The following is a 25,066-nucleotide window of genomic DNA, read 5'->3' as shown; positions in this document are numbered from 1 at the left end:
GGCGGGGGAGCGGTAGCCCTCGCCTTCGTTACGGGAGGACAGGGGAAAGCCCCCGGATCAGGGCGTCCAGCCCCCGCTCGAAGCCGCCCCGGGGGCCGCTCAACCCGAACCCCCCGCTGCGTTCGAGCTGGACGTAGCCGTGCAAAAAGGCCCAGTACGCGACGGCGGCGCCCGTGTCGTCCGGCTGGCCGGTCACCGCGCCGACGAGGTGCAGGACGTGGTTCCACAGGTCCTTACCCGGGCCGGGTCCGGCGGGTGCAGGGGCACGCGGGGCGAGCATCAGCCCGTAGAGGTGCGGGTGAGCCCGCGCGTAGTCAAGGTAAGCGTGGGCGGCGGCGCCCAGGGCCTCCCCGGGGGGCAGGTCTCGGCTGGCCTCCCTCAACGCGCCGTGCAGCGCGAGGGCCGCGTGGTCCTCCAGCGCCGCGACCAGGGCCGCCCGGTCGGGATAGTGCCGGTAGAGGCTGCTGGGGCGAACGCTGAGCCGCTCGGCCAGCGCCCGCATGTTCAGTGCCCCGTCCCCCCCGCCTTCAAGGAGGTCGAGGGCCGCCTGAAAGATCGCCTCGGGGGTGAGCTTCGCCGGGTAGACCATAGCGAACAGTGTACGTCTTGACGGAAGTGACGTGAAAGCGTACGCTGTTCACCGTCAAGGCGAACGTCTTTCGTTTTGAGGAGGAGTCACCCATGCGACACACCCGACAAGGCTCGCACCTGCACCAGCTCACCCGCTTCGGCCTCGTCAACGCGTACCTGGTAGAGGAGACGGACGGGCTGACCCTGGTGGACACGGGAGTCGCCGGAAGTGCGCCCGCTTTCCTGAAGGCCGCGCAGACCCTCGGACAGCCCATCCGACGCATCGTCCTGACGCACGCCCACGTGGACCACACCGGGAGCCTGGACGCGCTGCACGCGGCGTTGCCTGACGTGCCCGTCCTCCTCTCTGCCCGGGACGCCCGGCTGCTGCGGGGCGAACGGCAGCTCGACCCGGGGGAGCCTCAGGTTCCCCTGCGTGGCGGCCTCCAACCCAGCGCCGTTCCGGTGGAGCCGCTGCGGGACGGTGATGAGGTCGGGAGCCTGCGGGTGGTCGCCGCGCCCGGCCACACCCCCGGCCAGATCGCCCTCCTCGACACGCGCGACGGCACCCTGATCGCGGGGGACTCCTACCACACCGTCGGGGGCGTGACGGTCGTCAGCGAGCGCCGCTGGTTCTTCCCCTTCCCGGCCTTCGCCACCTGGCACGCGCCGACGGCCGTCACGAGCGCCCGCCGCCTCGCCGACCTGACTCCGACGCGCCTCGCTCCCGGTCACGGGCGGGTGGTCGAAAATCCCCTCTCCGCCATGCGGGGCGCCCTGGCCCGGGCGGGAGCGTGAGGGGCTAGCGTTGGTCGGGGTACAGCCACCCGCGCAGCAGACGCGACAGCAACGGCAACACCGGCCAGTTCAGAAAGACGGTCGCCAGCAGCGCCGAGGGCAGGATGGCGGCCCACCACGGCCAGCCCTGCACGAGCGGGCGACACAGCAGGGTGAACAGCAGGATGAGGGGATACACGCCCACGAAGCCCAGCAGCACGTTCTTCCAGAAGGGCGGCGCGGCGGCGGGCCGGGCCGGGCGGTCGAACCACGCCTCCAGCCCCACCGACTCGCGGTAATCGACCTCGCCCGCAGTGAACTCGGGCAGCCTGCGGAGCGCCGACGCGTACTCGGGCGACGCCCGCCAGACGCCCAGGGCCTCCGGCGAGGCGAAGCGCACCAGCGTCACGTACTCGGCCAGATTCCCGCCCTGCCCCCGCAGCACGTGAACGCCCACGAACCCCGGCTGCCGCGCGAGCCGCTCGTGGAGGTCGGCCGCCCAGGCCTCGTACTCCCGCACCCGTGAGGAACGCACGAACTCCGTCACGACCAGCGTCACACCGTCGCGGGCGGGCGGGTGGGCGGCGTCGGGGGCGGGTGGAGGCTCGGCCATCGGGACGGCACTCTAGCGCAGCGAAGGGAACACGTCCGGGCGGCGGTCAGGACGGAAAGCGGAAGGCAGAGGGCGTCCGGGAAGCCTTCGCCCTCTGCCTTCTGCCCTCCGCCCCTAGCTGCTGTGCAGCACGTTCATAATGTCGCCGTCCTGCATCACGTACTCCTTGCCCTCGGTGCGGACCCAGCCCTTCGCCTTGGCGCCCGCCCAGCCGCCCGCCTCCACCATCTTCTGCCACTCGATGACTTCCGCGCGGATAAAGCCCCGCTCCAGGTCCGAGTGGATCTCCCCGGCGGCCTCGGGCGCCTTCTCGCCCCGGCGGATCGTCCAGGCGCGGACCTCCTTCTCGCCCGAGGTGATGAAGGTGATCAGCCCCAGCGTCTCGTACCCCACCTTCACCAGTTGGTCGAGGCCGCTCTCCTGCACGCCGAGGTCATGGAGAAACTCACGCGCCTCGTCCTCGGGCATCTCGGCGAGTTCGCCCTCGATCTGGGCGCTGATCTTCACGACCCGGGCACCCTCCCGCTCGGCGTACTCGCGCACCCGGCGCACGGCATCATTGTCCTCCTGAAGCTCGTCCTCGCCCACGTTCGCCACGTAGATCACGGGCTTGGTGGTGATCAGGCCGAAATCCCTGGGGATGGGAGAGTCGTACGTCCCGGCGCGGGCGGGTTTGCCCTCGCCCAGCACGGCCAGAATCTGCTCGGCGAGGGCGGCCTGCTCCCGCGCGTCCTTGTCGTTCCCCTTAGCCTTCTTCTGGAGGTTGACGAGCCGCTTTTCCAGCCCGGCCATGTCCGCGAGGATGAGTTCGGTGTTGATCGTCTCGATGTCGTCGACGGGGTCTACCCGGCCTGCCACGTGGATCACGTTGGGGTCCGTAAAGCAGCGCACCACGTGGGCGATGGCGTCCGCCTCGCGGATGTTCGCCAGGAATTGATTGCCCAGGCCCTCGCCCTGCGAGGCTCCCTTCACCAGCCCGGCGATGTCCACGAACTCGACGTAGGTGGGGATGACGGGCGGCACGCGGTCCCCCTTGGTGAAGACCTTCGCCAGGGCCGGAAGGCGCTCGTCGGGCACGGGCACCCGGCCCACGTTGGGCTCGATGGTGGCGAAAGGATAGTTGGCGGCGAGCGCCCCGGCCCGCGTGATGGCGTTGAACAGCGTGCTTTTGCCGACGTTCGGCAGACCGACGATTCCGATGGCTAGTCCCACAGTTGACCTCTTCCCCGCGTCAGGCGCGGCAACCCTGACAGTTTAGGGGATGGGGTGGGGAAGACGGTGGGGATGCTACGCTCGCCCGCGTGACCCGCCCCGCCCCGCTCGCCTTCGTCACCGCCCAGCCGGTGTGGCGGCGCTTTCTCCTCCTCGTCTTCGGCCTCTTCCTGTACGGCCTGAGCCTGCGTCTGATGCTCGACGCGCGGGTGGGTCTGGCCCCCTGGGAGGTGCTGCACCTCGGCGTGACCCGGCACCTGCCCCTCAGCATCGGTATGGTCAGCATCCTGACGGGCGTGCTGATCGTCGCCTTCACGGCGCTGCGGCTGCGCGAGCCCATCGGCCCGGGAACGGTCGTCAACGTCCTCCTGATCGGCCTGTTCCTCGACGTGCTGGGGCCGCTCGTGCCCGACCCGGTGGCGTTGCCGGGGCGCTGGGCTCAGTTTCTCCTCGGGGTGGCGCTGCTGGGGCTCGCCACCGGGACCTACGTCGCCGCCGGGCTGGGCGCCGGGCCGCGCGATGGCCTGATCCTGGGCCTGAGCCGGGTGACGGGCTGGGAAGTGGCCCGGGTCCGCACCGGGATCGAACTCGCCGTGCTCGCCGTGGGGTGGGCGCTCGGCGGCCTGGTGGGCTGGGGCACTCTCGTCTTCGCGCTCGGCAGCGGCCCGGCGATGGCGGCGGGCCTCGCGCTGTTCGGGCTGAAACGGGGTCGCCCCCCCGAGGCCCGGAACGGGACAGGCTGAACGAATTCGGAAGACCGCCGGACCCAGGTCACAGACTGACCGCTTAACGTCGAAGGGACACCGCACCCCAGGAGGTTCCACCCATGAGCGATCAGCCCGAATCTTCCACCCCGCCCGAATCCCCCGACCGACCCGTAAACCGCCGCGACACCCTGCGCCTGCTGGGGGCGGCGGGGCTGGTGACGGCCGCCGCTCCCCTCGCCCGCGCGCAGAACGCGGCCCCGGCGCAGGCGACGCCCGCCCCCACGGCACCCATGAACGGCAACGGCTTCTACCGCCAGCGGGTCGGTGACCTGACGCTCTACGTCGTCAGCGACGGCACCGCCCCGCTCCCCGCCGTGCTGCCGACCTGGGGGGCGAATCCCGACCGGCAGGCGGAGTTCGCCGCCACGCTGGCCGAGTACGGGGTGCCCGCCACGAACACGGTGAACCACTTCAACCCCGTGGTGATCGAGACGGGCCGCAACCGCGTGCTCATCGACACCGGGCGCGGCGGGACGGGCGGGCAACTCCTCGCCAACCTGCGCCGGGCGGGGATCGACCCCTCGGGCATCGACACGGTGTTCATCACCCACGGGCACGGCGACCACATCGGCGGCCTGACCACGGGCGGGCAGCCCACCTTTCCGGGGGCGAGGCACGTCATGGGGGCGGCCGAGTTCGGGTTCTGGACCACCCAGGCGAACCCCAACGCCGCCGTGCAGGCCAACCTGATCGGCCTGCGCGACCGCTTCACCCTGATTCAGCCGGGCGACGAGATCGTCTCCGGCCTCACCGCCGTCGCCTCGCCGGGGCACACCCTGAACCACCTCGCGGTGCGCGGCGGAAGCGGGAACGAGGGGCTGATGGTCTTCGGGGACGCCGCCGGGCACTTCCTGCTCAGCCTGCGGCACCGGGGCGCCTACGTCTCCTTCGACACCGACGGCCCCCTCGCCGCCCGCACCCGCCAGCGCCTCTTCGATCAGGTGGTCGAGGACAAGATGTGGGTGACGGGCTACCACTTCCCCTTCCCCGCCCTCGGGCACGTCCGCCGGATCGTCGCCGGGAACTACGAGTTCGAGCCGACGGTCTGGCAGTGGAGTTGAGCGAGGTCTGACGAGAGGAGGGCGCGGGCGAGGAAGGAGGGCCCGCACCCTTCCCTTCTATCGGCCCCGGGTCTGTGGGCCCGGTGAAACGCCCACCCTCGCCCCCGCGCTACCCTGGTTCCATGACGGCCCCTCTGACCCTCAGCGAGGGCGGCAGCCTGTACGACCGCATAGGCCCGGACGCGCTGGCCGCCCTCGTCCGGCGGTTCTACGCCCGCGTGGCCGCCGACCCCGACCTCACGCCCATCTTCCCGGCGGACCTCACGCTCACCGCCGAGAAGCAGTACGCCTTCCTGACCGGCTTTCTGGGCGGCCCGCCCCTCTACCACGAGCGGTTCGGGCACCCCCGCCTGCGCGCCCGGCACCTCCCGCACGAGATCACGCCCACCCGGGCCCGCGCGTGGCTGGGGTGCATGAACGCCGCCCTGCGCGAGACGCCCGAGATCGGGGAGGCCGACGCCCGCGAGCTGTACGCGGCCCTGGCGCGGGTGGCGGCGCACATGGTGAACACGCCCGAGCCGGGCCGGGAGGGACAGGGCTGACGGCGAGCCTCCGACCGGACCTGGACAATTCTTTTCAATTGACTAGCACAGCCTGGGGCCTGCGGGGAGCGGCTTTTCTACACTGCGGGAATGACACAACCCCAGCGCAGCATCGACGACCTCCGCTCGGAAGTCGACCAGATCAACCGTGAACTCCTCACCCTGCTCTCCCGCCGGGGCGAGGTCGTCGCGCAGATCGGCCACGCCAAGACGAGCGAGGGCCGCCCGCACCACTACGACCCCGCCCGCGAGGAGCAGCAGCTCAAGGAGCTGGAGGCGCTGAACCCCGGCCCCTTCACGGCGGCGGCGGTCAAGGCGATCTTCAAGGAGATCTTCAAGGCGAGCCTCGCGCTGGAGGAGAGCAACGACAAGAAGCAGCTCCTCGTCTCGCGCAAGGTCAAGTTCGAGGACACCGTGCTCGACATTGACGGGGTGCGCGTGGGCGGCGACGCCCCGCCCGTCATCGTGGCCGGGCCGTGCTCCATCGAGTCCGAGGAGCAGATGGACACCACCGCCCGCTTCCTCGCCGCCCGGGGCGTCAAGATTCTGCGCGGCGGCGCCTACAAACCCCGCACCAGCCCCTACGGCTTCCAGGGCATGGGCGTGGACGGGTTGATCATCGGCGGGCGGGCGGCGCGCGACAACGGGATGCTCTTCGTCACCGAGGTGATGGACACCCGCGACGTGGAGGTCGTGGCCGAGCACGCCGACATCCTTCAGGTCGGCGCTCGGAACATGCACAACTTCGCCCTGCTGCGCGAGGTGGGCCGCTCCCGCCGTCCGGTGCTCCTCAAGCGCGGGCTCTCCGCCACCATCGAGGAATGGCTCTACGCCGCCGAGTACATCCTCTCGGAGGGCAACAACGAGGTCATCCTCTGCGAGCGCGGCATCCGCACCTTCGAGAAGTGGACGCGCAACACCCTCGACCTCTCGGCGGTGGCCCTCGCCAAGCAGGAGACGCACCTTCCCGTCATCGTGGACGTGACCCACGCCGCCGGGCGCCGCGACCTGCTGATTCCCCTCGCCAAGGCGGCCCTCGCAGTGGGCGCCGACGGCATCCACGTCGAGGTCCACCCCAGCCCCGCCACGGCGCTCAGCGACAATGAGCAGCAGCTCGACTTTGCCGGGTACGAGCGGTTCATGGACGCGCTGGCCCCCATGCTCAGGCAACCCGTCGGGGTGTAAGCAGAGCTGGAGGAGGCCGGGCTGCTCGCGGGCGGCCCGGTCTTTCTTGTCCGGGCCGAACGGGTCGCCCTGCCCGTCGGCCCGTTGCCCCTTTCCAACCCCCGTAGGATGACGACATGACTGGGGAAGCTCACGACGGGATGCTGTTCGGCCCACCACCGCAGGCACTCGAACGGCTGCTCGACGAGGGAAGCGCCTTCGTGCCGCCCGGCCGCGCCCTGGACGGCCTGAGCGCCGAGCTGGCCTGCCGCCGGGTGGAGGGTGCACCTCATACGGTCGCCGAGATCGTCGCTCACCTGCACTTCTGGCAGTCGTACACGCGGGCGCTGGCGCGGGGTGAGCGGCCCGCCCTGCCTGGACACGCCACTGAGGGCTGGCCCGTAGCGGGTACGGACGACTGGGACGCCTTACGTCGCGCCTTCCTGGAGGGGCTTGCCGAGATCAAACGTGTGGCGCGGGAGGAGGACCTGTCGCGCCCGGTGCGGGGGCGCGAGACGCTGGGCTACGAGCTGACGCTCCACGCCCTTCACAACGCCGTCCACCTCGGTCAGGTGATCTTGCTGCGCCGGATGCTGGGCGCCTGGCCGCCTCCCGGCGGGGGTGACACCTGGTAGACCGTCACCCGGGCCGACTTTTCCGAAGCCTGAGGCTCCGGGCTCGCCTGCTCCCGTGCGGGCCACTCCGGGATAACAGGGGTTGAAAAGGGGCCGACGGGGCGCCTCAACACCCGTGCGCCACCCGCAGCCGCTCCTGGGCCTCCTCCGGGCATTCGAGCGGGAAGGTGTGGAGTTCCAGCACCTCGCCCCGCTCCTCGCGGGTGAGGCTCAGGGCGGTGACGGTGAAGGCGTCCACCGGGGGGGTCAGCCGTTTCACCTCATCCCACAGCTCCTCCTCGGCGCAGGACAGGATGCCCAGGCCCAGGGTGAGGTGCGGCGTGTAGTCCGGGCCGTCGTGGGGCGCGCGGCTCGACGGCCCCACGCTCAGGGCCAGGGCGTGCAGGCGCGCCAGGGCGGGGCTGAGTTCGCATTCCAGAAAGATGACGTGCGGCAGGCGCTTCCAGCCCTTGATGCGGACCTCGAACGCCTCCTGCCCGCGCAGCACGTCCCGGAAGGCGGCGACGAGTTCGGGGCCACCCAGATCGGTCCGGAAGGGGGCGCGGAGGTTGAGGTGCGGCAGCCCGAAGCCGCGCACGCCCAGCCGCTCCTGGGTGCGCCTGAGCCAGGTGTCGAGGACCTCGGGGGGCCACGCGACCAGGCTGTGGAGGGCCTGGGACGCGGGGGGCGCCGGGGCCAGAGCGGGCGGGGGGAGGGTCAAGGGCCGATCCGGTAGCGGCAGGTGCCCTGGCCGCAGGCGATGCGGGTATCGCGCGTGACGGGCACGCCGAGCACGTTCACGAACATGTCGAGTTCGCTCGCGCACAGCTCCCCGTACTGCCGCGCGACCGTCAGATTCGGGCAGTTGCGCTCGACGATGTACCACGTTCCCTCCGCCCCGGGCTCGACCACCGCGTCGAACCCCGTTCCACACAGCCGCTCCGCCAGATGCCGTACCCGCTCCTCCAGGGGGAGGTCGTCCGGCACCTCGGACCGCAAGCCCACCGCTACCTCCGCGCTGCGGGCGCCCAGCACCTGCATCACCGCCCCCTCCCCGAACAGCCCCTCCACGTGGCGCAGCACGTCCACGCACAGGGTCGAGTACGTTTTCGGGAAGGCCGCCTCGCCCCGCTCGGTGAGCCCGAAGACGTGCTGGGGCCGCCCGCGCCCGCCGGGCCGCTCGGTGCGCGCCTCGATCAGCCCCTGCTCCTGGAGGTCTTGCACGTGGCGCCGCGCGGCGGGCACGCTGACCGAGAGCCCCGAGGCGAGGGCCTGGGCGGTCAGCGTGCCGTGCCGCTTGAGGAGTTCGAGGACCCGCTGCTTGGTCCGCTCGGGCTGGGCGGACGCGGGCGCGGCTGGCAGGGTCGCGGCCGTCATCTCAGACCACCGGCAGTTGCTCGGGAAGGGAACTCAGGGTCTGCACGCTCACCCGGCCCGCGAGGTTGCGCGCGACCTGCCGCATGGCCTGCGCGGCGGGCGAGTCCGGGTGCGAGAGCACGGCGGGAATGCCCAGGTCCGCGTCCTGCCGCACCTCCACGTCGAGGGGCACCTCGCCCAGCAGGGGCAGACCGCCGAGCTTGCGCGAGCCCCCCCGCCCGAAGATGTCGTAGGTCAGGCCCGTGTCGGGCGCCACGAAGTAACTCATGTTCTCCACCACCCCCAGCACCGGGACCGACGCCTTGCGGAACATGTCCAGCGCCCGCGCCGCGTCGATCAGCGCCACGTCCTGCGGCGTGGTGACGAGCACGGCGCCCGTGACCTGGACCGTCTGCGTGAGCGAGAGCTGCACGTCCCCGGTGCCGGGCGGCAGGTCCACGATCAGGTAGTCGAGTTCACCCCACGCCGCGTCCTTGAGAAACTGCTGGATCGCCGAGTGCAGCATCGGCCCGCGCCACACCAGCGCCTGCCCGGCGGGCGAGAGGTTCGCCATGCTGATGAAGCGAATCCCGTGCGCCTCGATGGGCAGCATCTTGCGCTCGGCGTTCGCGGTGATCCGCGCCCCGCCCTGGCCCAGCATGTGCGCCACGCTGGGGCCGTACACGTCCGCGTCCATCAGCCCGACCCGCGCTCCCTCCACGGCCAGACTCGCCGCGAGGTTCACCGCCACGCTGCTCTTGCCCACGCCGCCCTTGCCGCTGCCCACCAGGATGACGTGCTTGACGCCGGGCAGGGCGGGCTGCGCGGGCGGGCGCACCATCGCCCCGAAGGTGACGTTCACGTCCTCGATGCCGGGGACGGCGAGCACTGCCGCGCGCACGTCGCCCTCGATCTTGCCCTTGAGGGGACAGGCGGGGGTCGTCAGATTGACCTTCACGTGCGCCACGCCGCCCTCGACCTCCGCGCGCTCGATCATGCCCAGCGACACCAGGTCCCGGTGCAGCTCCGGGTCGTTCACGGTCTTCAGGGCATCCCACAGGGCTTCACGCATACCCCGCATTAGTAGCGCGTCGGGGGGGGAGGGGGCAAGACACGGCCTCACAGTGGTCTCAGGACACGATTGCCCCTCCCTTCCCGCCGCGCCCGCCCCCGTGATACACTTCCCCAGTTTGCCTCCCCAGGGGGCGAGTTTTCGCGCAAGAGGTCGGCGGGGTGCCGGGGAGAAAGGGCCCCATGTCCCCCGACGCGAGAAGGAGAGCACAGAGATGAAGCGTACCTATCAGCCCAACGTCCGCAAGCGGGCCAAGACCCACGGCTTCCGCGCCCGCATGAAGACCAAGGCGGGCCGCAACGTCCTCGCGCGTCGCCGCGCCAAGGGCCGCCACCGCCTCACCGTCAGCGACGAGTAACCGTCGCCGCCAGGAGCGGGCCATCGCCCAGCCAGACCCCGCCAGCGCCACCGACACGCGGCCCCGCCGTCCGGTGGCGCTGACCTCATTGAAGGGGGACCGCGAGTTCCGGCGGGTGCGCCAGCACGGCCTCGTCCTGCGCGACCCCCTCTTCACCCTGCGGGTCACCGATTATCGCCCCCGGCACGGTGAGGCGTGGCGTCCGCGCGCCATCATCGGGATCGTGGTGCCCAAGAAGACCCTGTCCCGCGCGGTGGACCGCAACCGCGCCCGCCGCCGTGTACGCGAGGCGTTGCGGACGCTCCCCGGTGGTCTACCTCCCTGCCGCGCGATTCTGCTGCCCAATCCCGGCGTCCTCAGTGCCCCCTTCCCGGAGTTGCAGGCCGCCCTCGCCCGGGTGCTCGCGGGGGTGCCGGGCCGGGTGAAGCGGGGCGGGGGGAAGGGACAGAAGATAGCCCCGGGAGGTTCATCATGAGTCTCGCTGCCAGAGGACTCGTGCGGGTCGTGAGGAGCTACCAGCGGCACCTCTCGCCGCGCAAACCGGCGCCGACCTGCCGCTTCACCCCCACCTGCTCTCAGTATGCTGTGGAGGCCATCGAGCGGCACGGCGCCCTGAGAGGCGGCTGGCTCGCCGCGTGGCGCGTGATGCGCTGCAATCCCCTCGTACCGGGCGGCTTCGATCCCGTTCCGGCCCGCTTTCCGCAAGGCAGAAAGACAACTCCATGAAGACCAAAACCCTCCTTCCCCTCACGGCCCTCGGTGCCCTGCTCCTCACGGGGTGCGGCCAGACGGGCCCCCTCCCCACCTTCGGCAAGGCGATCACGCCCGAGTGGATTCGCGCCGACTTCGACGGGCGACCCGGCGACGAATTCATTGCCACCAGCAACCTTCAGGACGTGGTGTTCAACCGGCGCGGCGAGGTCATCGGCTGGTACGTCAAGGGCTACGCGGGCACCCCTTACATCAAGCGCCGGGCGGACGGCACCTACGACTTCAGCGCTCTGCAAAACCAGCGCGGCATCGTGAATATGGTGGCCGGGCGCCGCGCGCTCGCCGTCGTGGGGGAGGGACTGGGCCCCGACCAGAACGCGCAGGTCACGACTCCCACGCTCACCCAGAACCTCGCGCAGAACCGTCAGGACGCTGTCTTCCGCTATACCCAGAACGGCGCCACCGTCACCAAGACGGTCACCCTGCACCCTCGCAACTTCAAGGTGGACGTGCGGACGAGCGTCCAGAACGGGCCGGAGAACTACAACATGCTGTTCCCCGGCCTGGGGCGGGCGGGCAACCCCCGGGTTCAGGCCGTTCCCGTCGGTGGGCAGCCTGCCGCCGTGCAGGGCAGCGGCACGTTGAGCGTCCGGAACATCCAGTACGCCGCCCTTCAGGAAAACCCCAGCCAGATTGCCCACGCGCTGATCGTCCGCCCACAGGGGGGCACGACGGCGAGCGCGACGCTCACGGGCGGCGGGCCGAATCAGGCCCTGGTCAGTGTGGGGCTCCAAGGCGACAGCAACCTGGAGGTCTACGGCGGCAAGAACGAACTGATCCACCTGTACCAGAGCGGCTACCTGAGCCTGCCCGGCCTGTTCAATCCCAACATCTTCGGGCGCATCAGCCTCCTGATCGTGCGGCTGATGGAGGGGCTCTACAGCTTCGTGGGGAACTGGGGCCTGGTGATCATGCTGCTCACCATTCTCCTGCGGCTGGTCATGTGGCCGCTGATGCAGGCGCAGGGCCGCACGACGGCGCGGATGCAGGTCATGCAGCCCAAGATCAAGGAGATCCAGGAGAAGTACAAGGAACGCAAGGACGCGGACTCCCAGCGGGCCATGCAATCGGAGATGCAGCAGCTCTACCGCGACTACAACTTCAACCCGGCGGGGTGCTTCTCCACCTTCCTGCCCTTCCCGGTCCTGATCGCCCTGTGGTCCACCATCCGCAACTTCGAGTTCGACTCGGGCTTCCTGTGGTTGCCGGACCTGGCGATCCCCGATCCCTTCTACATCCTGGCGCTCGTGTACCTGATCGTGAACATCGGGCAGCTCTACGTGATGACGCGCAAGAACCCGGACATGTTCCGGCAGCAGGCCTTCATCTACATCATCTTCCTGTACTTCGCGCTGACCTTCCCGGCGGGCGTGACGATCTACATCATCCTCTCGACCCTGATCGGCATCGGCCAGCAGATCCTGATCAACAAGCAGGTCGAAAAGGAGACGGCCACCATCGGGCAGAGCGTGCAGAAGGCGCCGCCGCGCCCTGCTGCCAAGGCCGCGAAGACCATCGGGGCGCCGAAGAAGTAAAGGGGTCCGCGAGAGGCCGCCCTGCCGGATGGTGGGGTGGTTTTTTGGGGCTTGTGGCTCGTCGCCCGTGGCTTGTGGAGAAGAGGGGGCCTCCTCCACGAGCGACCCGCCACACGCTACAGGCCCGGCTCCAGCCTCCCCCACGCCCGCAAGGTCAGCAGCGCCTCCAGCGTCCGCACGCTGCGCCAGTCCTGCTCCGCCTGCGGCCACACCTCCGGGAACTGCCCGCCCCAGGACCAGTTCGGGCCCCAACTGCCGTCCTCCGCCTGCGATGTAAGCAGGTGGGTGAGGGCCGCCGCGAGGGGTTCTGTGACGGCGCGGGCCAGGGGGGAGGCGGGCGTGGGGGCGACGTCGAGCGGGTTCAGGCCGTGTTCGGCAAAGTCGTGGGGGTCGCGTTGGACCCGGCCCGGCAGCACCTCGTCGAGGTAGTCCAGCACAGGGGCCCGGTGGAGTTCGGGCACCTCGGGCTCCTGGGCGAAGACGGACGCGACGACGTGCCCGTTCACGTCGCCCGGTTCCAGGCCCGCCAGGATGTCGTCGCGCGTTTCCACGGTCAGGAGGGCCAGCAGCCCCTCCGGCAGCACGTCGGGCGTCAGCCCTGGCCAGCGGTGGAGACGGGCCACGATCCCGGCGCGGGGGTTGACCCGGAAGCCCCCGAAGGTCGCCTCAAGCTGCCCTTCTTTCCCCTGGTTCCACCACGGCGCGTGCGGGGCGGCCTCCGCCTCGGGGGGCAGGAAGGGCCAGACAGTGCCGTGCGGGTCCGCCCGAAGCTGGGAGCGCAGCCACGTCACCGCCCCCCGCAGCAGGGGTTCCTCGGCCCCCACGTTCAGGCTGTGCAGCACCTCCAGCGCGACCGAGGTCGCCAGCACGCTGCTCCCCGGCGCCCGCACATCCGGCTCCAGCGCGTGCCCGAAGCCGCCGTCGGGGTTGCGGTAGGCGCGCAGGGCGTCCAGCACCTCGCCCACCGCGCCGCCCTCGAAGTCGTGGCGGAAACGGGCCTGTTCGAGGGGACGGCCCCGGTCGAGCAGGAAGGCGCGGGCGCGGGCGAACGCTTCCGGGGACAGGCGGGCGTCAGCGAGCGGGGTCATGGGGGGAAGCCTAACACCGGGGCCGCTTCGGCGTCAGCGCGGGAGCCGCAGCGTTTCCCGCCCGGAGAAGTGTCGACAGTGTCGATGGGGGCCGGGTGACCGAAGCGTCCTCGTCGATCCAGTGCAATCGGCCTTCCGGGCAGGCGGGTGTCTGGTCGTGACCATGCCGTGAAGGAGAGCGACCACGGCAATTCTCTGGCAGGATGGACGCGGGACAGGGCGCGGTACAGGACGAGCCCCGCCGGCTTTCCGACACGTCCGGCTCCAGATGGCCGCCGAGGCCGTTCCAGAGGAGGAGACGCGCTTCCCTGCTGGCACAGGGTGGGTGGCAGGGGAGACGCCCAGCCCGAGAGGTTACGTCAACTCGGCGATGACCCCGAGAAGTGCGGCGTGCACGAAGGTCTGGGGGAAGTTCCCCAGGAGCGCGCCGGAAGCGGGGTCGGCCTCCTCCGCGATCAGTCCGAGGTCGTTGGCGTACTCCAGCACGGTCTCCAGCATCTGACGGGCCCGCCCCGGGTCGAGGGCCGTCCAGTAGAGCGCCACCCACAGGGTCCCGGCCAGGAAGGCGCCCTCGCCCGTGTCCTTCTCCCGCAGGGCCCGCCAGTACAGCCCTTCGCGGCACCACTCGCGCTCCAGCACCCGCAGGGTCGCCCGCATCTCGGGGGCGTCCGGCGCGCAGTACCCCCAGGCGGGATACAGCGCCGCCACCACGTCCACGGTCTCCTCGCCTGCCACTGCCGCGAAGGCGCCCTCGCTCGTCAGGCCGTGGGCGGCGACCCAGGCGCGGATGTCCCCGGCGACCGCCCGCCAGCGTTCCCCGGTCGCCGGGTCGGGGTGAAGCCCCGCGAGGCGCTCCAGGCCCACCGCGCCGAGCACCTTGCTCGACAGGTAGGGAAGGCGTTCTTCCTCCTCCCAGATGCCGTTGTCGGGGTCCTGCCAGTGCCCGCAGAGGTACTCGGCGACGGGCCCGAGAACGGACCAGTGCTCTTCCAGCTCGGCCCAGCCGTACAGCCCCGCGCTCGCCAGCAGGATGTTGCCGTACACGTCGAGCTGCACCTGCGAGACGGCGGTGTTCCCGATCCGCACCGGGCGGCTCTCCCGGTACCCGGCGAGCGGCAACTCCTCCACGTCCGGCGCGTCCTTGCCGCACACCGTCGCCAGCGGGGGGAGGGGGCGCTCCAGGTCCCGGCCGGAGGCGGAGCGGCACACGAAGTCGAGGAAGCCGCGCCCCAGCGTGCCCTTCTGTCCCGGGCTGAGCAGGGAAAGGGCCCGCACGATCATGCCCGAGTCGCGGAACCACACGTAGCGGTAGTCGTAGTTGCGCCCCGCGCCGATCACCTCCGGCAGGGAGGTTGTCGCCGCGCTGATCACGCTCCCCGTCTCCTCGAAGGTCAGGAGCCGCAGGGCGCGCAGCGAGCCGCGCACCGCCTCCTCGTAGGGGCCGCTGTAGGACGTCTCTGCCGCAACGCCGCGCCACGCGGTCAGGGTCGTGTCGAGCCACGCCTCCGGGTTGGCCGTCCCCGCCGGGCGGTCCCCCAGCAGTGCCCAGCCCGACTCACCCGCCGGGATGCTCAGCCTCACCGCGCCCCCCTCCACGTCGAGCGGGTGCGAGGCGCTGAGCCAGCAGTCCCCGTCGATCCGCACCGCGTCGCCGCCCCGCGTCAGCCGGGGAGGGCGCCGGGCGTAGTCGGGGGCCGGTGTCAGGACGAGCGTCGCGCCCGCCGGGCCCCGCACCAGGCGGCACACCCCGCGCGGCACCTGCGGCCCGTACGGCATGAAGTCCACCAGCGTGACCTCCCCGGCCGGGGTGGCTACCCGCGTCTCCAGCACACCGCTGTCCCCCAGGTAGGCGCGGCGCAGTGGAGTCACCTCGCCCTCCACCCTCCACTCGCCGCCCCGCCCCGGATCGAGCAGGCCCGCCAGCAGGGAGGGGGCGTCGAACCGGCCCGGGCAGTACCACACCACGCTCCCGGCGCGGGTCACGAGCGCGGCGGTGCGGCGGTCCCCGACGATCCCGAGGTCGCGGATGCTGGGCTGTTGAGTCATGCTGTCAGGGTAGGGAGTTCCCCACTGCGCCCCCCGGCTGGGTAAACCTCACCGACAAGCGAGGTGAGAGGGTCCTCATCCCGGGTGTCCGGGCTCAGAGCGAGGCGAGCGCCGCTCGCGCCCGGACATAGCCGGGACGCAGCCGCACCGCCTCGCGGTAGGCGGCCTTCGCCCCCGCCGGGCGGCCCAGCGCACCCAGCGCGCGGCCCCGCCAGTACAGGGCCTCCTCGTGGGCGGGCGCGTCGCGCAGCACGGCGTTTGTCAGGCGCAGCACGTCCGCGTACCGCCCCGTGCGTGTGTACGCCTCCAGCGGCCCGAAGGTGTACCACATCGCCCGCCACGGCAGCCCGCCCGCCACGCGCACCGGGCGGGTGGGGTCGAGGGACGGGTCGGCTTTCGCCGCGAACGCCTCGTCGAACGCCCGCGCCGCGCCCCGCGCGTCCCCCAGGGCGAGCTTCGCCTGACCCAGGTTCAGCCAGCCCACCGCGTCCTGCCGCCGCTCGGCCTCGGCCAGGGCCACCCGCAGCGCCTCCTGCTTCTCGGCCGAAGGGTCCGCGCGGAAGCCCAGCAGTTCCCGCACCTCCCCGGCCTGTTCGGGGGGCGAGACGACCAGGAAGGTCCGCCCGAAGGACCGCCACAGCTCGTCGAAGCGGGCGTAGGGCATGGTCAGCGGCCCCATGTACGAGTCGAGCGCGCTGAAGGCGCCCTTCGTGTCGTCGTACCCGGTGAGCAGGCGGTAGTGCCCCATCCCCCCGCTGTCATGCGTGATGAACCACGTCTCCACGATCACCGGATACCCCGCCGCCAGGAAGCGTTTGAGCAACGCGCGGTCGCCGTTCATGGCGAGGTGGACGTTCATCCCCTGCGACCGGGCGAACGCGGCCAGTTCCTCGGGCGAGACGTTCACGTCCCCCCGGTTGGGCTTGAGGCGCGGGGCGATGTCGTACTGGTCGAGCCTGCCCCCCCAGCGGCTCAGCGCCATGCCCACCGTCACGGGACCACAGTTATTCAGCCGCTGGTACTCGTGCCGGACCCCGGAAACGCGGGCGGAGGCGGGCAGGGGCGGGGGCGGTGGGGGCGTGACCACCTCGGGTTCGGGGACTGGGGGAGTGGCCTCCTGCGCGGGGGGTTCGACCACGGCGGGCATATGCGCCTCGACCTCCGCCTGGACCGGGGCGGGCGACGCCGTCACCGGCCCGGTCCCCCCGGGCTGAAGGCGGCTCGCGCCGAAGACGGTCGCGCCCACGAGCAGGCCAGCGGTCAGCAGCAGGGTGGGGAGGAGGGGGGCACGCATCCTTCCCATCCTTGACAAGCTTCATGATTTCTGCTTGAGGCGGAAACGTGGAGAGAGCGCCAATCGGAGGTGGTCATCGGGAGCTGGAGGCGCCGCGCGGTCTCTTCCCCCTCACCCTCAGTACCCCATCACCTCCCGGATCGCCCGCGCCACCCGCACTGGACTTGGGCGGTACACGTCCTCGACCGAGGTGAAGGGCGGGTAGGGGGCGTCGAAGCCCGTGACCCGCCTGATGGGCGCCCGCAGGAAGTCGATGGCCTCCTCGGCGATGGTCGCGCTGATTTCGCTGTGGAAGCCGTTCGTGCGCGGCGCCTCGCTGACGACGACGGCGCGGCCCGTCTTGCGGACGGAGGCGAGGACGGTCTCGGTGTCCAGCGGCACCAGGGTCCGCAGGTCGATCACCTCGACGCCGATGCCGTGAGGGCGGGCGGCCTCGGCGGCCTTTTGCGCCACCTCGACCATGCCGCCGTAACAGATCACCGTCACGTCGTCCCCCTGCGTCACCACGCGGGCCTGTCCGAGCGGAACCGTGTAATGCCCCTCCGGCACCTCCCCCTTGACACTGCGGTAGAGCTTGATCGCTTCCAGGAAGAACACCGGGTCCGGGTCCTGAATAGCGGCGAGGAGCAGGCCCTTGGCGTCGGCGGGCGTGGAGGGGATCACGACCTTCACGCCGGGGGTGTGGGCGAGGATCGCCTCGGGGCTGTCCGCGTGCTGCTCGGGCGTGTGGACGCCGCCGCCGTAGGGCGCGCGGATGACCATCGGCAGGTGGTAGCGGCCCCGGGTGCGGTGGCGGTAGCGCCCGAGGTGCGAGAGAACCTGATCGAGCGCCGGGTACAGGAAGCCCGCGAACTGAATCTCCGCGACGGGTTTCAGACCCGCCAGCCCCATCCCGATGCCCATGCCCACGATCCCCGCCTCCGCGAGCGGCGTGTCGAACACCCGCTCCGCCCCGAAGCGGGCTTGCAGGCCGTCCGTCGCCCGGAAGACCCCGCCCATCACGCCCACGTCCTCCCCGAAGACGTGGACCGTCTCGTCCGCCTCCAGCGCGAGGGCGAGCGCGTCGTTGATGGCGGCGACCATCGTCATGGTTTTCGTCGGGGTGGCGGTGGCGGTCATGCGGGAACCTCGGGGGGCGGGAAGTGGGAAGTGGTCAGTGGTGAGTGGGTGCGGGAGCTGTGTGTTCCTTGGTGAGAAGGGGGGGAAGAAGAGGCTGGGAAGCAACGGAGGGAGAGCAGGCTCCCTCCACTGACCACTTTCCACTCACCACTCATGGGCGCAGCCCCCCTCACGTCCCCTCCTCCGCCTCGATCTGGGCCCGCTGGCGACGAAGCTGCGGGGTCGGCTCGGCGAAGACGTGGTCGAGGATTTCGGCGGGGGTGGGTTCGGGGTAGCCGTCGGCCTCCTTCAGGGCCGCCTCGAACTCCGCCTCGATCTCGCGGGTGAGCGCGGCGTCGGCGTCCTCGGTGAGCAGGCCCTCGCCGAGGAGGTGGGTCCGCAGGCGCAGGATCGGGTCCTTTTCCGCCCAGCCGAGGTTGTCGGCGTCGGTGCGGTAACGGCTGGGATCGTCGGCGAGGGTGTGGGGCTTGACGCGGTAGGTGACGGTCTCGATGAGGGTAGGGCCTCCACCGTCGCGGGCGCGCGTCACCGCCCCTCTGGTCACGACGTACGTGGCGAGCACGTCGTTGCCGTCCACCCGGACGCCGGGGATGCCGTAGCCGTCGGCGCGGCGGGCGAGGTTCACGGCGCGGGTCTGGGTGCGGGTAGGCACGCTGATCGCCCAGCCGTTGTTCTGGAGGATGAAGACGCAGGGGACAGTCAGCGCCCCCGCGAAGTTCAGCGCCTCGTGGAAGTCGCCCTCGCTGCTGCCCCCGTCACCGATGTAGGCGAGCGCCACGTTGCGGGTGCCCTTGCGCTTCTCGGCGAGCGCCGCGCCGACGGCGTGCGGGTACTGGGTGGCGATGGGGATGTAGAAGGGCAAGACCTTGAGGTCCTGCGGCATCGCCCAGCCGTGCGGGCTCGTGCGCCAGTACGCGAGGGTCTGCGCGACCGGGAGGCCGTGGGTGAGCGCGGCGCCCGTGTCGCGGTAGGTGGGAAAGAGCCAGTCGCCGGGGCCCAGCGCCGCCGCCGTGCCGACCTGGCTCGCCTCCATGCCCCCGTAGGGTGGAAAGACACCCAGCCGCCCGGTGCGGTAGAGCACCCAGGCGCGCTCGTCGAAGTGGCGGATGCGGCGCATGTGGCGGTAGAGCCGCAACCGCGTGTCGGGGTCGGGCAGGGCGTCCGGTTGTGTGGCCGTGCCGTCCGGCGCGAGAAGCTGGAAGGGCTCTTGCTCGCCGCCTGCCGGGAAGGTGGGGGTTGGGGGTGCGGTGTCGGGTGAGGTCATGGGGCCTCCACGGGTGGTCTGCGTCACGTCGGCGTGCGGCGCCCGTCCGGCATCTGGCCCGGACGTGGGATGGACGCGGCAGCGGCGTGAGACACGGCGGGAACGGGGAGAGGTGCGGAGGGTGGGCGGGCCACCCGAAGGGGGAGGCGTCCAGCGTAGCAGACGCCTCCTGAACCGGGCCTCCCGGCGCGTACACTGCCCCCATGCGACGCGCGCTCCTGACGCTGACGGCCCTCTCCCTCCTGCTCGGCACGGCCCGGGCCGATCACCAGCAGGACAACCTGCGCGCCCTCACGAGCGCCGACCTGTGCCCGCCCGTCTCCTACGTGGCCGTCGACAACGAGGAACAGCAGGACCTCGCCGTGGCGCTCGACGAGCAGCTCGACAAGTACGCCACCCTGTACGGTGTGCTCTACGGCGACCCCAAGACCTGCACGGTCGACCAGATCTTCACCCTGGACGCCTTCAAGGCCCGCGACGGCCGGATGCTCTACGCGCTCGACCTCACCGTGAGGTCGGCCAAACCCGCGCGGCTCACCCTGGGCACCCACACCTTCGACGCGAAGTTCCTCGAACTGTGGTCCACCTCGGGGTACGGCAGCGTCGCTGGCCAGGGCGACCTCGCCGACACGGCCGTGGACAGCGTGCGCGAGTACTACGAGGAACTCGCCCTCGCCTGGAAGGCCACCCACAAGAAGTAGCGCGTCCGGCCAAAGGGCACGCCGCCCCGGGATGAGGAGGGGGCGGCGTGCGGGGCCGGGGGGCTCAGCGGTGGGTGACCTTCACCTCGAAGCGGTTCCGCTGCTGCCGGACCTCCAGGGTCACGCGCTCCGGCCCCCGGCGGAACTCGCCGCGCAGGCGCCGACCGTTTCCGTTCCGGCGCACCTCGACCTGGCGGTAGCCCTGCTGGCGCAGGCGGGCGGCGTATTCCGCGTACACGTCGTCCACGCGGGCCTGACGCTCGAAGGAGGTCTGCCAGTCACGGTCAAAGGACCCCGGGGCGGGCCGGGTGGGCGCGGGGCGCAAGGGCGGGACGGACGGGGCGGGGGCCGGACGCACCGGAACGGGCTGCGCCGCCGCCTGCGCCACCACGTTGTAGGACGCCGTGTCGCTCACCCAACCGCTCTGGTCTACCGGGGTCACGACGATGCTCAGGGCCTGCGCGAGCCGGTCCTGGCCCTGCACGTTCACGGTGGCAAACGAGTTCTGCCCCGCCCCCCAGGAGGCAATCTGATCGAGGTTCAGCGGCGTGCGGCTCGCCAGCGCAAGCACCTTGTTCAGGCCGTAGGGCGTGGCGATGTCGAAGGTGAAGGGGTCGCCCGCGTCCGGGAAGACCTTCGTCGTGTTCGCCTTCAGGAAGTTGCCCCCGCTGTGGTAGCGGTTGGGCAGGATCAGGTCCACGTTCCCGCCCGGATCGACGTTGAAGAGGTACACGTAGGCGTCCTGGTTCACGCTCGTGAAGAGCCGGATGTGGTCGCCGGGGGCGTAGTTCGCCCCCCCATTCCCGCCCGGCGTGCGGTCGGTCCAGACCCTCACGCTCAGCGAGGTGGGCACCGGGTTCACGATGATGCTCTGCGCGCTGATCTTCGGGGCAGCCCCCGCCGTGCCGGGCCCCGCCAGGCCGAGCAGGGGGGCGAGGAGGCCGAGGGTCAACCGGAGGGGGGTGGGTCTCATGCCCCGACTGTGCCGGGAACACTTGACGGGCGGCTGACCTCGCGCCGGGGCGACTCCTTCGGCCTGCTCATCTGGGATTCATGCCAACGACCAGACCACCGCAGACGGGGCCGGGCCGGGCGCACTAGACTCTGCCCGTGTCCCCACAACTTCGCGCCCTGCTCTCGCTGGCGGCGCTCGCCTCCGGGCTGGCGCTCGGCGTGCGGCAGGCCCAGGACGACTCCGGCTTTCGCCCCTTCACCTACTTCCGCGCCGGGCGCCCGCTGCCCCCCGCCCGGCCGGGCGAGCGCGTCCTGCTGACCCTGGAGGGGGGGCCGCGCACCTGGCGGCTCACACGCGCCCAGCTTCTGGCCCTGCCCACCGTCCGCTACGCGACCGAGCACGCGCAACTGCGCCGCACCTTCACCTACGAGGGGGTGCCGCTGCGCAACCTCGCCGCACTCGGTGGCTTCTCGGGGCGGGACCTGCGGGTCTACGCGTCGAACGGCTTCGTGACCACCCTGCGCGCGTCCGACTACATGGCGGCGCCCATCATGCTCGCGCACACGGCGAACGGCAAACGCATCCCGGTCCTCGAAAAGGGCCCCCTCACGGTGGTGCTGCCGAACGACCCGGCCCGCTTTCCGGCCAGGCTGTACGGGGCCGCGTGGGTGTGGTTCGCCGAGCGCGTCACGCCCGCCCCGTGACCCCCGCCCCCGCCGCCCACCGCGTGCCCCGGGCCGTCATGCTGCGCGAGGGGATTCTCGCCGTGCTGCCCGCCCTGCTCACCGTGGGGTTGCTGCTGCTCGCCACCCAGCCCGCCTACCACACCCTGCTCCAGGGCGGGAACGGCTGGTCCCCCTACGCCTACCAGGGGCTCGCTCAGGACGTGCAGGCGTATCAGGTGGCCCGGCTCGACCCCAGCCTGAGCGACGAGGAACGGCGCGACATCCGCGACCGCGCGCTGTCGAGCGCCCAGACTCCCGCCCAGTTCAAGGCCCTGGACGTGGTGGAGGGCTACGGCGACGCCCGGCTCGCGGAGGTCGAGCGTCTGCTGCGCGAGGACACCTCCGCCTCGGTGGCCGCCGCCGCCCGCGAGGCCATCGGGCTGGGCGCTCAGGCGGCGAGCTACACGGGGCAGACGCGGGCCGCCTCCCTGCGCGCCCTGGGAGACATGCGCCGCGCGCTGATCTTCACGGCCTTCGCCACCGGTTTGCTGAGCATGCTCCTGACCCTTCGGGCCCTGCTGCTGTGGCGCGCCGAGCGCGACCGCCGCGCCCACCGCGAGGCCCGGCAGCGTGAGGCCCTCAGCCTCGCCAGCCACGAGCTGCGCCGCCCCCTCCAGGCCCTGATGCTCGCCAGCGACCTGTTGCGGCACGCCGAGACGCCCGAGCAGCGCCAGCACCTCCTCGCCCTGATCGAGGACAGCGCCACCCAGCTCGCCAGCCGCGCCGACCTGACCCGCCTGAACGACCTGTACCTCGACGTGACCCTGCGCGTCAGCCGCGTGGACCTGCGCCCCCTGGTGGCCCGCCTCGCGGGGAGCCGGGTGAGCGTCCACCTGCCGGGAGAGCCCGTGGCCTGGCCCGTGGACCCCAACCGGGTGCGCCAGATCGTCGAGAACCTCGTCGAGAACGCCCTGAAGTACACCCCCGGCCCGGTCGAGGTTACCCTGGGGATGGGGGCCCGGGGACCCCAGATCAGCGTGCGGGACCACGGTCCCGGCCTGTCCCCCGAGCTGCGCGAGCGTGTCTTCCTCCCCTACGAGCGGGGACCGCGCGGCCTCGCGGACGGGCAGGGGCTGGGCCTCTCCCTGGTGCGCCGCTACGCCCGCGCCCACGGCGGCGACGTGTGCCTGCAAGACGCCCCGGGGGGCGGCACCGTCGCCCGCGTCACCCTGGGCGAGCCCCCCCTGGTGGACGTGGGCGAGGGGCGCGGCTGAGCCCCCCCTCCCCGTCCCTACTGCCCCTCCTCGGGCGTGGCAAAGACCTGCGTCCAGTAGCGCAGGTACGGCGATTCCGGGCGGTTCACGTACGACACGCCGAGGCGGGTGAAGTCACCCATGATGTTGCGGCAGTGGCCGGGGCTGTGCAGCCACCCGGCAACGACCTCCTCCGGGGTCTGCTGCCCGGCGGCGATGTTCTCGGCGGTTGCCCGGGCCTCGAACCCGGCCGCCTGCACACGCAGCCACGGGGTACTGCCGTCCACCGGGCTGTGGTGGTCGAAGTAGCCGTGCAGCGCCATCCCCGCCGACTGGGCGAGGGCGGCCACCTCCAGCCTCGGGTCGCGGGTCAGGGGGGGGAGCGTTGGGCCGCCCTCTTTCAGGGTGGCGCAGTTCCAGCCGCGCGAGCGAGCTTGATTGGTCAGGCGCAGCACCTCGGTCTCGAAGGGCACGCTGCCCGCCAGCGGGGCCATCTGGAAAGGCACGCTGTCGGTGAGCGGTCCGCTTTCCCCGGTCAGGCGCAAGGCCGCGCGGTGCTCGCCCGCCGCGACCTCGACGGGGCCGGTCCCCACCGGGCGGCCATCCAGGGTGAAGTCTGGCTCACTCGGCCGGTACACCACGCTGCCCGCCGCGCTCAGGCGCACCTCGCCCCGGCCCAGCAGCACGACCAGCCCGGCCTGCTCGGGGCCGCCACTGCGTACCTCGACCTGACCGCTGGCCGTGGAGCGCACCCGCCCGCGCGAGTCCAGCAACTGCGCCTCCAGGGTGTACGTCCCCGGGCGGTAGTACGTGTGCGTCACGCGGCTGCCGCTCCCCATGCCGCCGTCCCCGAAGTCCCACCTCACGCGGTACTCGGCGGGCGCCTGCGCCGTAAAGGACACCGTGAGCGGCGCACGCTGCTCCTCGTTCATCGTGAAGCCCACCCGGAACTGCACGGGCTGCGCCGCACACGACCCCATCACCCACGGCACACCCGCCAGCAGCAGCGCCAGTGTCTTCCCACGTAGCCAACCTCGCGTCACCCGCCCAGGCTAGCGGGTGCCACGGCCAGCACGCGGTGAGAGAGGCCACGTGGAGAAGCGGTCGGCCGTCAGTCTTCAGCCATCAGCAGGAGAAGTCCATTCCGGGCCTCTTGCTGACAGCTGACCGCCGATGGCTGACCCCTCCCTCAGTGCACGTCCGCCTCGTTCGCCAGCAGCTCCGCGAGTTGCTCCTTGGCGCGGAAGACGCGGCTTTTCGCCGTGCCCACCGCCACCCCCTGAATCTGGGCGATCTCGTCGTAGGGCAAGTCCTCGACAAAGCGCAGCACGACGGCCTCGCGGTACTCCTCGGGCAGCCGCATCAGGGCGCGCTGCACCCGGTCCTGGGCGTCGGCGCTCTCGGCGGCCTGGACCGGGGAGCGCGCGGCGCTCGTCACCTCGAAGCCCACGTCCTCGCGCGCCTCCTCCAGGCTGAAGCGTTGAAGCTGCTTGCGGCGGTGCGACTCGATCTGGGTGTTGCGCGCGACCTGATACAGCCACGGCAGCACCCGCTCGCCCGGGCGGAAGGTGCGGATGCTTCTCCACGCCCGGTAGAAGACCTCCTGGGTGAGGTCCAGGGCGTCCTCGGCGTTGCCCTCCAGGCGGTAGAGGTAGGCGTACATGCGGCCCTCGTACGCGCTCACGAAGTCGTACCACGCGGCCTCCTCCCCGGCGGTGAGGCGGGCGAGCAGCTCGGGCGTGAGGATGTCTGGGACCTCGGTCACGTTCCGCACACCATACCGCCTGATGAGGCCGTGAAGTCCCCCAAAAGAAGTCAGCAAGATGGCGGAGGCTAAGCTGCCCCTCGCCGTGCTCCCCGACACGCTCTCCACCGCCCCCCTCGCCAGCGCCCTGCGGCCCCTCCTGCCCGACCTCGGCGTCGGTGCGCTGCTGGGCTTCGCCACCGGGCTCGCCCTCAGGAAGCTCGGGAGGTTCGTCCTCGTCGCGCTGGGGCTGCTCTTTCTCACCCTGCAACTCCTCGCCTCCCTCGACCTCGTCACCGTCAACTGGCTCCGCGTCCAGGCCCTCGCCGAGCCGTGGCTGCACCAGGGGGGCGAGGCGGGGGCCGAGTGGCTGGGCCGGATGCTGACGGCGCGGTTGCCCTTTGCGGGGGCGTTCACGGCGGGGTTGCTGGTGGGGCTTAGAGCGCGGGGGTGAGGCGGGTCTGATGGTGTGGGGAGCAGCAGAAAAAGTCCTTCCCCCTTGAGGGGGGAGGTTAGGAGGGGGTG

The 25,066-nt window shown here is 71.5% G+C and carries 28 protein-coding genes; 14 read left to right on the top strand and 14 right to left on the bottom strand.

Annotated features, from left to right (window positions below):
- Positions 1-28 precede the first annotated feature (28 nt).
- Entirely contained in the window at positions 29-589 is a 561-nt protein-coding gene (locus DAETH_RS10365; protein WP_264774823.1) for a TetR/AcrR family transcriptional regulator, read from the bottom strand.
- Between the two features lie 92 nt (positions 590-681).
- On the opposite strand from DAETH_RS10365, the gene DAETH_RS10360 reads away from it, so the two are divergent.
- Positions 682-1,368, top strand: coding sequence for an MBL fold metallo-hydrolase (locus tag DAETH_RS10360; RefSeq protein ID WP_264774822.1), 687 nt, complete (start codon positions 682-684; stop codon positions 1,366-1,368).
- Between the two features lie 4 nt (positions 1,369-1,372).
- Here the strand turns inward: DAETH_RS10360 and DAETH_RS10355 are convergent, their stop codons facing one another.
- Complete coding sequence (locus DAETH_RS10355; RefSeq protein WP_264774821.1) at positions 1,373-1,960, bottom strand: antibiotic biosynthesis monooxygenase; 588 nt, start codon at positions 1,958-1,960, stop codon at positions 1,373-1,375.
- A 114-nt stretch (positions 1,961-2,074) separates the two neighbouring features.
- Positions 2,075-3,172: a redox-regulated ATPase YchF gene (gene ychF, locus DAETH_RS10350; RefSeq protein WP_264774820.1), complete on the bottom strand. Its 1,098-nt coding sequence runs from the start codon at positions 3,170-3,172 to the stop codon at positions 2,075-2,077.
- Positions 3,173-3,261: 89 nt separating this feature from the next.
- On the opposite strand from ychF, the gene DAETH_RS10345 reads away from it, so the two are divergent.
- The 5 genes from DAETH_RS10345 to DAETH_RS10325 all read left to right on the top strand — a co-directional run bounded on the left by DAETH_RS10345 (position 3,262) and on the right by DAETH_RS10325 (position 7,341).
- Entirely contained in the window at positions 3,262-3,915 is a 654-nt protein-coding gene (locus DAETH_RS10345) for a YczE/YyaS/YitT family protein (RefSeq protein WP_264774819.1), read from the top strand.
- A gap of 83 nt (positions 3,916-3,998) precedes the next feature.
- Positions 3,999-5,000 carry an MBL fold metallo-hydrolase gene (locus DAETH_RS10340; protein ID WP_264774818.1) on the top strand — a complete coding sequence of 334 codons (1,002 nt, stop codon included), beginning with the start codon at positions 3,999-4,001 and terminating at the stop codon, positions 4,998-5,000.
- Between the two features lie 122 nt (positions 5,001-5,122).
- Positions 5,123-5,542: a globin domain-containing protein gene (locus tag DAETH_RS10335; RefSeq protein WP_264774817.1), complete on the top strand. Its 420-nt coding sequence runs from the start codon at positions 5,123-5,125 to the stop codon at positions 5,540-5,542.
- A gap of 90 nt (positions 5,543-5,632) precedes the next feature.
- The gene (locus DAETH_RS10330) at positions 5,633-6,727 is read left to right on the top strand and encodes a bifunctional 3-deoxy-7-phosphoheptulonate synthase/chorismate mutase (protein WP_264774816.1); all 1,095 of its coding nucleotides are present in this window, start codon (positions 5,633-5,635) and stop codon (positions 6,725-6,727) included.
- A gap of 116 nt (positions 6,728-6,843) precedes the next feature.
- Positions 6,844-7,341, top strand: a complete 498-nt coding sequence (locus tag DAETH_RS10325) for a DinB family protein (protein WP_264774815.1) — start codon at positions 6,844-6,846, stop codon at positions 7,339-7,341.
- Positions 7,342-7,447: 106 nt separating this feature from the next.
- Here the strand turns inward: DAETH_RS10325 and DAETH_RS10320 are convergent, their stop codons facing one another.
- Genes DAETH_RS10320 through DAETH_RS10310 form a run of 3 tightly spaced genes read right to left on the bottom strand, consistent with a single transcriptional unit; the run spans position 7,448 to position 9,748 of the window.
- On the bottom strand, positions 7,448-8,041 hold the full coding sequence (locus tag DAETH_RS10320; protein ID WP_264774814.1) for a 2'-5' RNA ligase family protein: 594 nt from the start codon (positions 8,039-8,041) through the stop codon (positions 7,448-7,450).
- On the bottom strand, positions 8,038-8,697 hold the full coding sequence (locus tag DAETH_RS10315; protein ID WP_264774813.1) for a helix-turn-helix transcriptional regulator: 660 nt from the start codon (positions 8,695-8,697) through the stop codon (positions 8,038-8,040). The genes DAETH_RS10320 and DAETH_RS10315 overlap by 4 nt, the downstream gene beginning before the upstream one ends.
- 1 nt (position 8,698) lies before the next feature.
- On the bottom strand, positions 8,699-9,748 hold the full coding sequence (locus DAETH_RS10310) for an Mrp/NBP35 family ATP-binding protein (protein ID WP_264774812.1): 1,050 nt from the start codon (positions 9,746-9,748) through the stop codon (positions 8,699-8,701).
- A 214-nt stretch (positions 9,749-9,962) separates the two neighbouring features.
- Here DAETH_RS10310 and rpmH point away from each other — a divergent pair, with 214 nt between their 5' ends.
- The 4 genes from rpmH to yidC all read left to right on the top strand — a co-directional run bounded on the left by rpmH (position 9,963) and on the right by yidC (position 12,412).
- The gene (gene rpmH, locus DAETH_RS10305) at positions 9,963-10,106 is read left to right on the top strand and encodes a 50S ribosomal protein L34 (protein WP_011530697.1); all 144 of its coding nucleotides are present in this window, start codon (positions 9,963-9,965) and stop codon (positions 10,104-10,106) included.
- An 88-nt stretch (positions 10,107-10,194) separates the two neighbouring features.
- A complete protein-coding gene (gene rnpA / locus DAETH_RS10300; protein WP_264777428.1) occupies positions 10,195-10,581 on the top strand; it encodes a ribonuclease P protein component in 387 nt (128 codons plus the stop codon).
- Positions 10,578-10,832 carry a membrane protein insertion efficiency factor YidD gene (yidD, locus tag DAETH_RS10295; RefSeq protein WP_264774811.1) on the top strand — a complete coding sequence of 85 codons (255 nt, stop codon included), beginning with the start codon at positions 10,578-10,580 and terminating at the stop codon, positions 10,830-10,832. Before rnpA ends, yidD begins: the two co-directional genes overlap by 4 nt.
- Positions 10,829-12,412: a YidC/Oxa1 family membrane protein insertase gene (gene yidC, locus DAETH_RS10290; protein WP_264774810.1), complete on the top strand. Its 1,584-nt coding sequence runs from the start codon at positions 10,829-10,831 to the stop codon at positions 12,410-12,412. The genes yidD and yidC overlap by 4 nt, the downstream gene beginning before the upstream one ends.
- A gap of 116 nt (positions 12,413-12,528) precedes the next feature.
- On the opposite strand, the gene DAETH_RS10285 is transcribed toward yidC, so the two are convergent.
- From DAETH_RS10285 to pdhA, 5 genes are all read right to left on the bottom strand, one after another.
- Positions 12,529-13,500 (bottom strand): hypothetical protein, encoded by a 972-nt coding sequence (locus DAETH_RS10285; RefSeq protein WP_264774809.1) that lies wholly within the window; start codon positions 13,498-13,500, stop codon positions 12,529-12,531.
- Positions 13,501-13,854: 354 nt separating this feature from the next.
- Positions 13,855-15,546 carry a glycoside hydrolase family 15 protein gene (locus tag DAETH_RS10280; RefSeq protein ID WP_264774808.1) on the bottom strand — a complete coding sequence of 564 codons (1,692 nt, stop codon included), beginning with the start codon at positions 15,544-15,546 and terminating at the stop codon, positions 13,855-13,857.
- 94 nt (positions 15,547-15,640) lie between these two features.
- Entirely contained in the window at positions 15,641-16,840 is a 1,200-nt protein-coding gene (locus DAETH_RS10275) for a C39 family peptidase (RefSeq protein ID WP_264774807.1), read from the bottom strand.
- A 117-nt stretch (positions 16,841-16,957) separates the two neighbouring features.
- Positions 16,958-17,959, bottom strand: a complete 1,002-nt coding sequence (locus DAETH_RS10270; protein ID WP_264774806.1) for an alpha-ketoacid dehydrogenase subunit beta — start codon at positions 17,957-17,959, stop codon at positions 16,958-16,960.
- A gap of 169 nt (positions 17,960-18,128) precedes the next feature.
- The gene (gene pdhA / locus DAETH_RS10265) at positions 18,129-19,223 is read right to left on the bottom strand and encodes a pyruvate dehydrogenase (acetyl-transferring) E1 component subunit alpha (RefSeq protein ID WP_264774805.1); all 1,095 of its coding nucleotides are present in this window, start codon (positions 19,221-19,223) and stop codon (positions 18,129-18,131) included.
- A 203-nt stretch (positions 19,224-19,426) separates the two neighbouring features.
- Here pdhA and DAETH_RS10260 point away from each other — a divergent pair, with 203 nt between their 5' ends.
- Positions 19,427-19,924 (top strand): hypothetical protein, encoded by a 498-nt coding sequence (locus DAETH_RS10260; protein WP_264774804.1) that lies wholly within the window; start codon positions 19,427-19,429, stop codon positions 19,922-19,924.
- A 64-nt stretch (positions 19,925-19,988) separates the two neighbouring features.
- On the opposite strand, the gene DAETH_RS10255 is transcribed toward DAETH_RS10260, so the two are convergent.
- Positions 19,989-20,897, bottom strand: coding sequence for a DUF4384 domain-containing protein (locus tag DAETH_RS10255; RefSeq protein WP_264774803.1), 909 nt, complete (start codon positions 20,895-20,897; stop codon positions 19,989-19,991).
- Between the two features lie 137 nt (positions 20,898-21,034).
- Between DAETH_RS10255 and DAETH_RS10250 the strand changes: the two genes are divergently transcribed.
- Both DAETH_RS10250 and DAETH_RS10245 read left to right on the top strand, forming a co-directional pair.
- Positions 21,035-21,583 (top strand): hypothetical protein, encoded by a 549-nt coding sequence (locus DAETH_RS10250; RefSeq protein ID WP_264774802.1) that lies wholly within the window; start codon positions 21,035-21,037, stop codon positions 21,581-21,583.
- Entirely contained in the window at positions 21,580-22,818 is a 1,239-nt protein-coding gene (locus tag DAETH_RS10245; RefSeq protein ID WP_264774801.1) for a sensor histidine kinase, read from the top strand. The genes DAETH_RS10250 and DAETH_RS10245 overlap by 4 nt, the downstream gene beginning before the upstream one ends.
- 17 nt (positions 22,819-22,835) lie before the next feature.
- Here DAETH_RS10245 and DAETH_RS10240 read toward each other — a convergent pair whose 3' ends face one another.
- Both DAETH_RS10240 and DAETH_RS10235 read right to left on the bottom strand, forming a co-directional pair.
- Positions 22,836-23,840, bottom strand: a complete 1,005-nt coding sequence (locus tag DAETH_RS10240; RefSeq protein WP_264774800.1) for a CAP domain-containing protein — start codon at positions 23,838-23,840, stop codon at positions 22,836-22,838.
- 146 nt (positions 23,841-23,986) lie between these two features.
- Positions 23,987-24,562 (bottom strand): RNA polymerase sigma factor, encoded by a 576-nt coding sequence (locus DAETH_RS10235; RefSeq protein WP_264774799.1) that lies wholly within the window; start codon positions 24,560-24,562, stop codon positions 23,987-23,989.
- A gap of 58 nt (positions 24,563-24,620) precedes the next feature.
- On the opposite strand from DAETH_RS10235, the gene DAETH_RS10230 reads away from it, so the two are divergent.
- A complete protein-coding gene (locus tag DAETH_RS10230; RefSeq protein ID WP_264774798.1) occupies positions 24,621-24,995 on the top strand; it encodes an FUN14 domain-containing protein in 375 nt (124 codons plus the stop codon).
- Positions 24,996-25,066: the final 71 nt, after the last annotated feature.

Source organism: Deinococcus aetherius, from assembly GCF_025997855.1.
GTDB lineage: Bacteria > Deinococcota > Deinococci > Deinococcales > Deinococcaceae > Deinococcus > Deinococcus aetherius.
Note: the sequence above shows the minus strand (reverse complement) of the source record. Positions and strands in the feature narration are given on the sequence as shown.

Bases quoted from the DNA above. Each gene is read 5' to 3' on its own strand.
- DAETH_RS10365 (WP_264774823.1), bottom strand. From the start codon at position 589: ATGGTCTACCCGGCGAAGCTCACCCCCGAGGCGATCTTTCAGGCGGCC.
- DAETH_RS10360 (WP_264774822.1), top strand. From the start codon at position 682: ATGCGACACACCCGACAAGGCTCGCACCTGCACCAGCTCACCCGCTTC.
- DAETH_RS10355 (WP_264774821.1), bottom strand. From the start codon at position 1,960: ATGGCCGAGCCTCCACCCGCCCCCGACGCCGCCCACCCGCCCGCCCGC.
- DAETH_RS10340 (WP_264774818.1), top strand. From the start codon at position 3,999: ATGAGCGATCAGCCCGAATCTTCCACCCCGCCCGAATCCCCCGACCGA.
- DAETH_RS10335 (WP_264774817.1), top strand. From the start codon at position 5,123: ATGACGGCCCCTCTGACCCTCAGCGAGGGCGGCAGCCTGTACGACCGC.
- DAETH_RS10330 (WP_264774816.1), top strand. From the start codon at position 5,633: ATGACACAACCCCAGCGCAGCATCGACGACCTCCGCTCGGAAGTCGAC.
- DAETH_RS10325 (WP_264774815.1), top strand. From the start codon at position 6,844: ATGACTGGGGAAGCTCACGACGGGATGCTGTTCGGCCCACCACCGCAG.
- DAETH_RS10315 (WP_264774813.1), bottom strand. From the start codon at position 8,697: ATGACGGCCGCGACCCTGCCAGCCGCGCCCGCGTCCGCCCAGCCCGAG.
- DAETH_RS10310 (WP_264774812.1), bottom strand. From the start codon at position 9,748: ATGCGTGAAGCCCTGTGGGATGCCCTGAAGACCGTGAACGACCCGGAG.
- rpmH (WP_011530697.1), top strand. From the start codon at position 9,963: ATGAAGCGTACCTATCAGCCCAACGTCCGCAAGCGGGCCAAGACCCAC.
- yidD (WP_264774811.1), top strand. From the start codon at position 10,578: ATGAGTCTCGCTGCCAGAGGACTCGTGCGGGTCGTGAGGAGCTACCAG.
- yidC (WP_264774810.1), top strand. From the start codon at position 10,829: ATGAAGACCAAAACCCTCCTTCCCCTCACGGCCCTCGGTGCCCTGCTC.
- DAETH_RS10285 (WP_264774809.1), bottom strand. From the start codon at position 13,500: ATGACCCCGCTCGCTGACGCCCGCCTGTCCCCGGAAGCGTTCGCCCGC.
- DAETH_RS10280 (WP_264774808.1), bottom strand. From the start codon at position 15,546: ATGACTCAACAGCCCAGCATCCGCGACCTCGGGATCGTCGGGGACCGC.
- DAETH_RS10275 (WP_264774807.1), bottom strand. From the start codon at position 16,840: ATGCGTGCCCCCCTCCTCCCCACCCTGCTGCTGACCGCTGGCCTGCTC.
- DAETH_RS10270 (WP_264774806.1), bottom strand. From the start codon at position 17,959: ATGACCGCCACCGCCACCCCGACGAAAACCATGACGATGGTCGCCGCC.
- pdhA (WP_264774805.1), bottom strand. From the start codon at position 19,223: ATGACCTCACCCGACACCGCACCCCCAACCCCCACCTTCCCGGCAGGC.
- DAETH_RS10260 (WP_264774804.1), top strand. From the start codon at position 19,427: ATGCGACGCGCGCTCCTGACGCTGACGGCCCTCTCCCTCCTGCTCGGC.
- DAETH_RS10255 (WP_264774803.1), bottom strand. From the start codon at position 20,897: ATGAGACCCACCCCCCTCCGGTTGACCCTCGGCCTCCTCGCCCCCCTG.
- DAETH_RS10230 (WP_264774798.1), top strand. From the start codon at position 24,621: ATGGCGGAGGCTAAGCTGCCCCTCGCCGTGCTCCCCGACACGCTCTCC.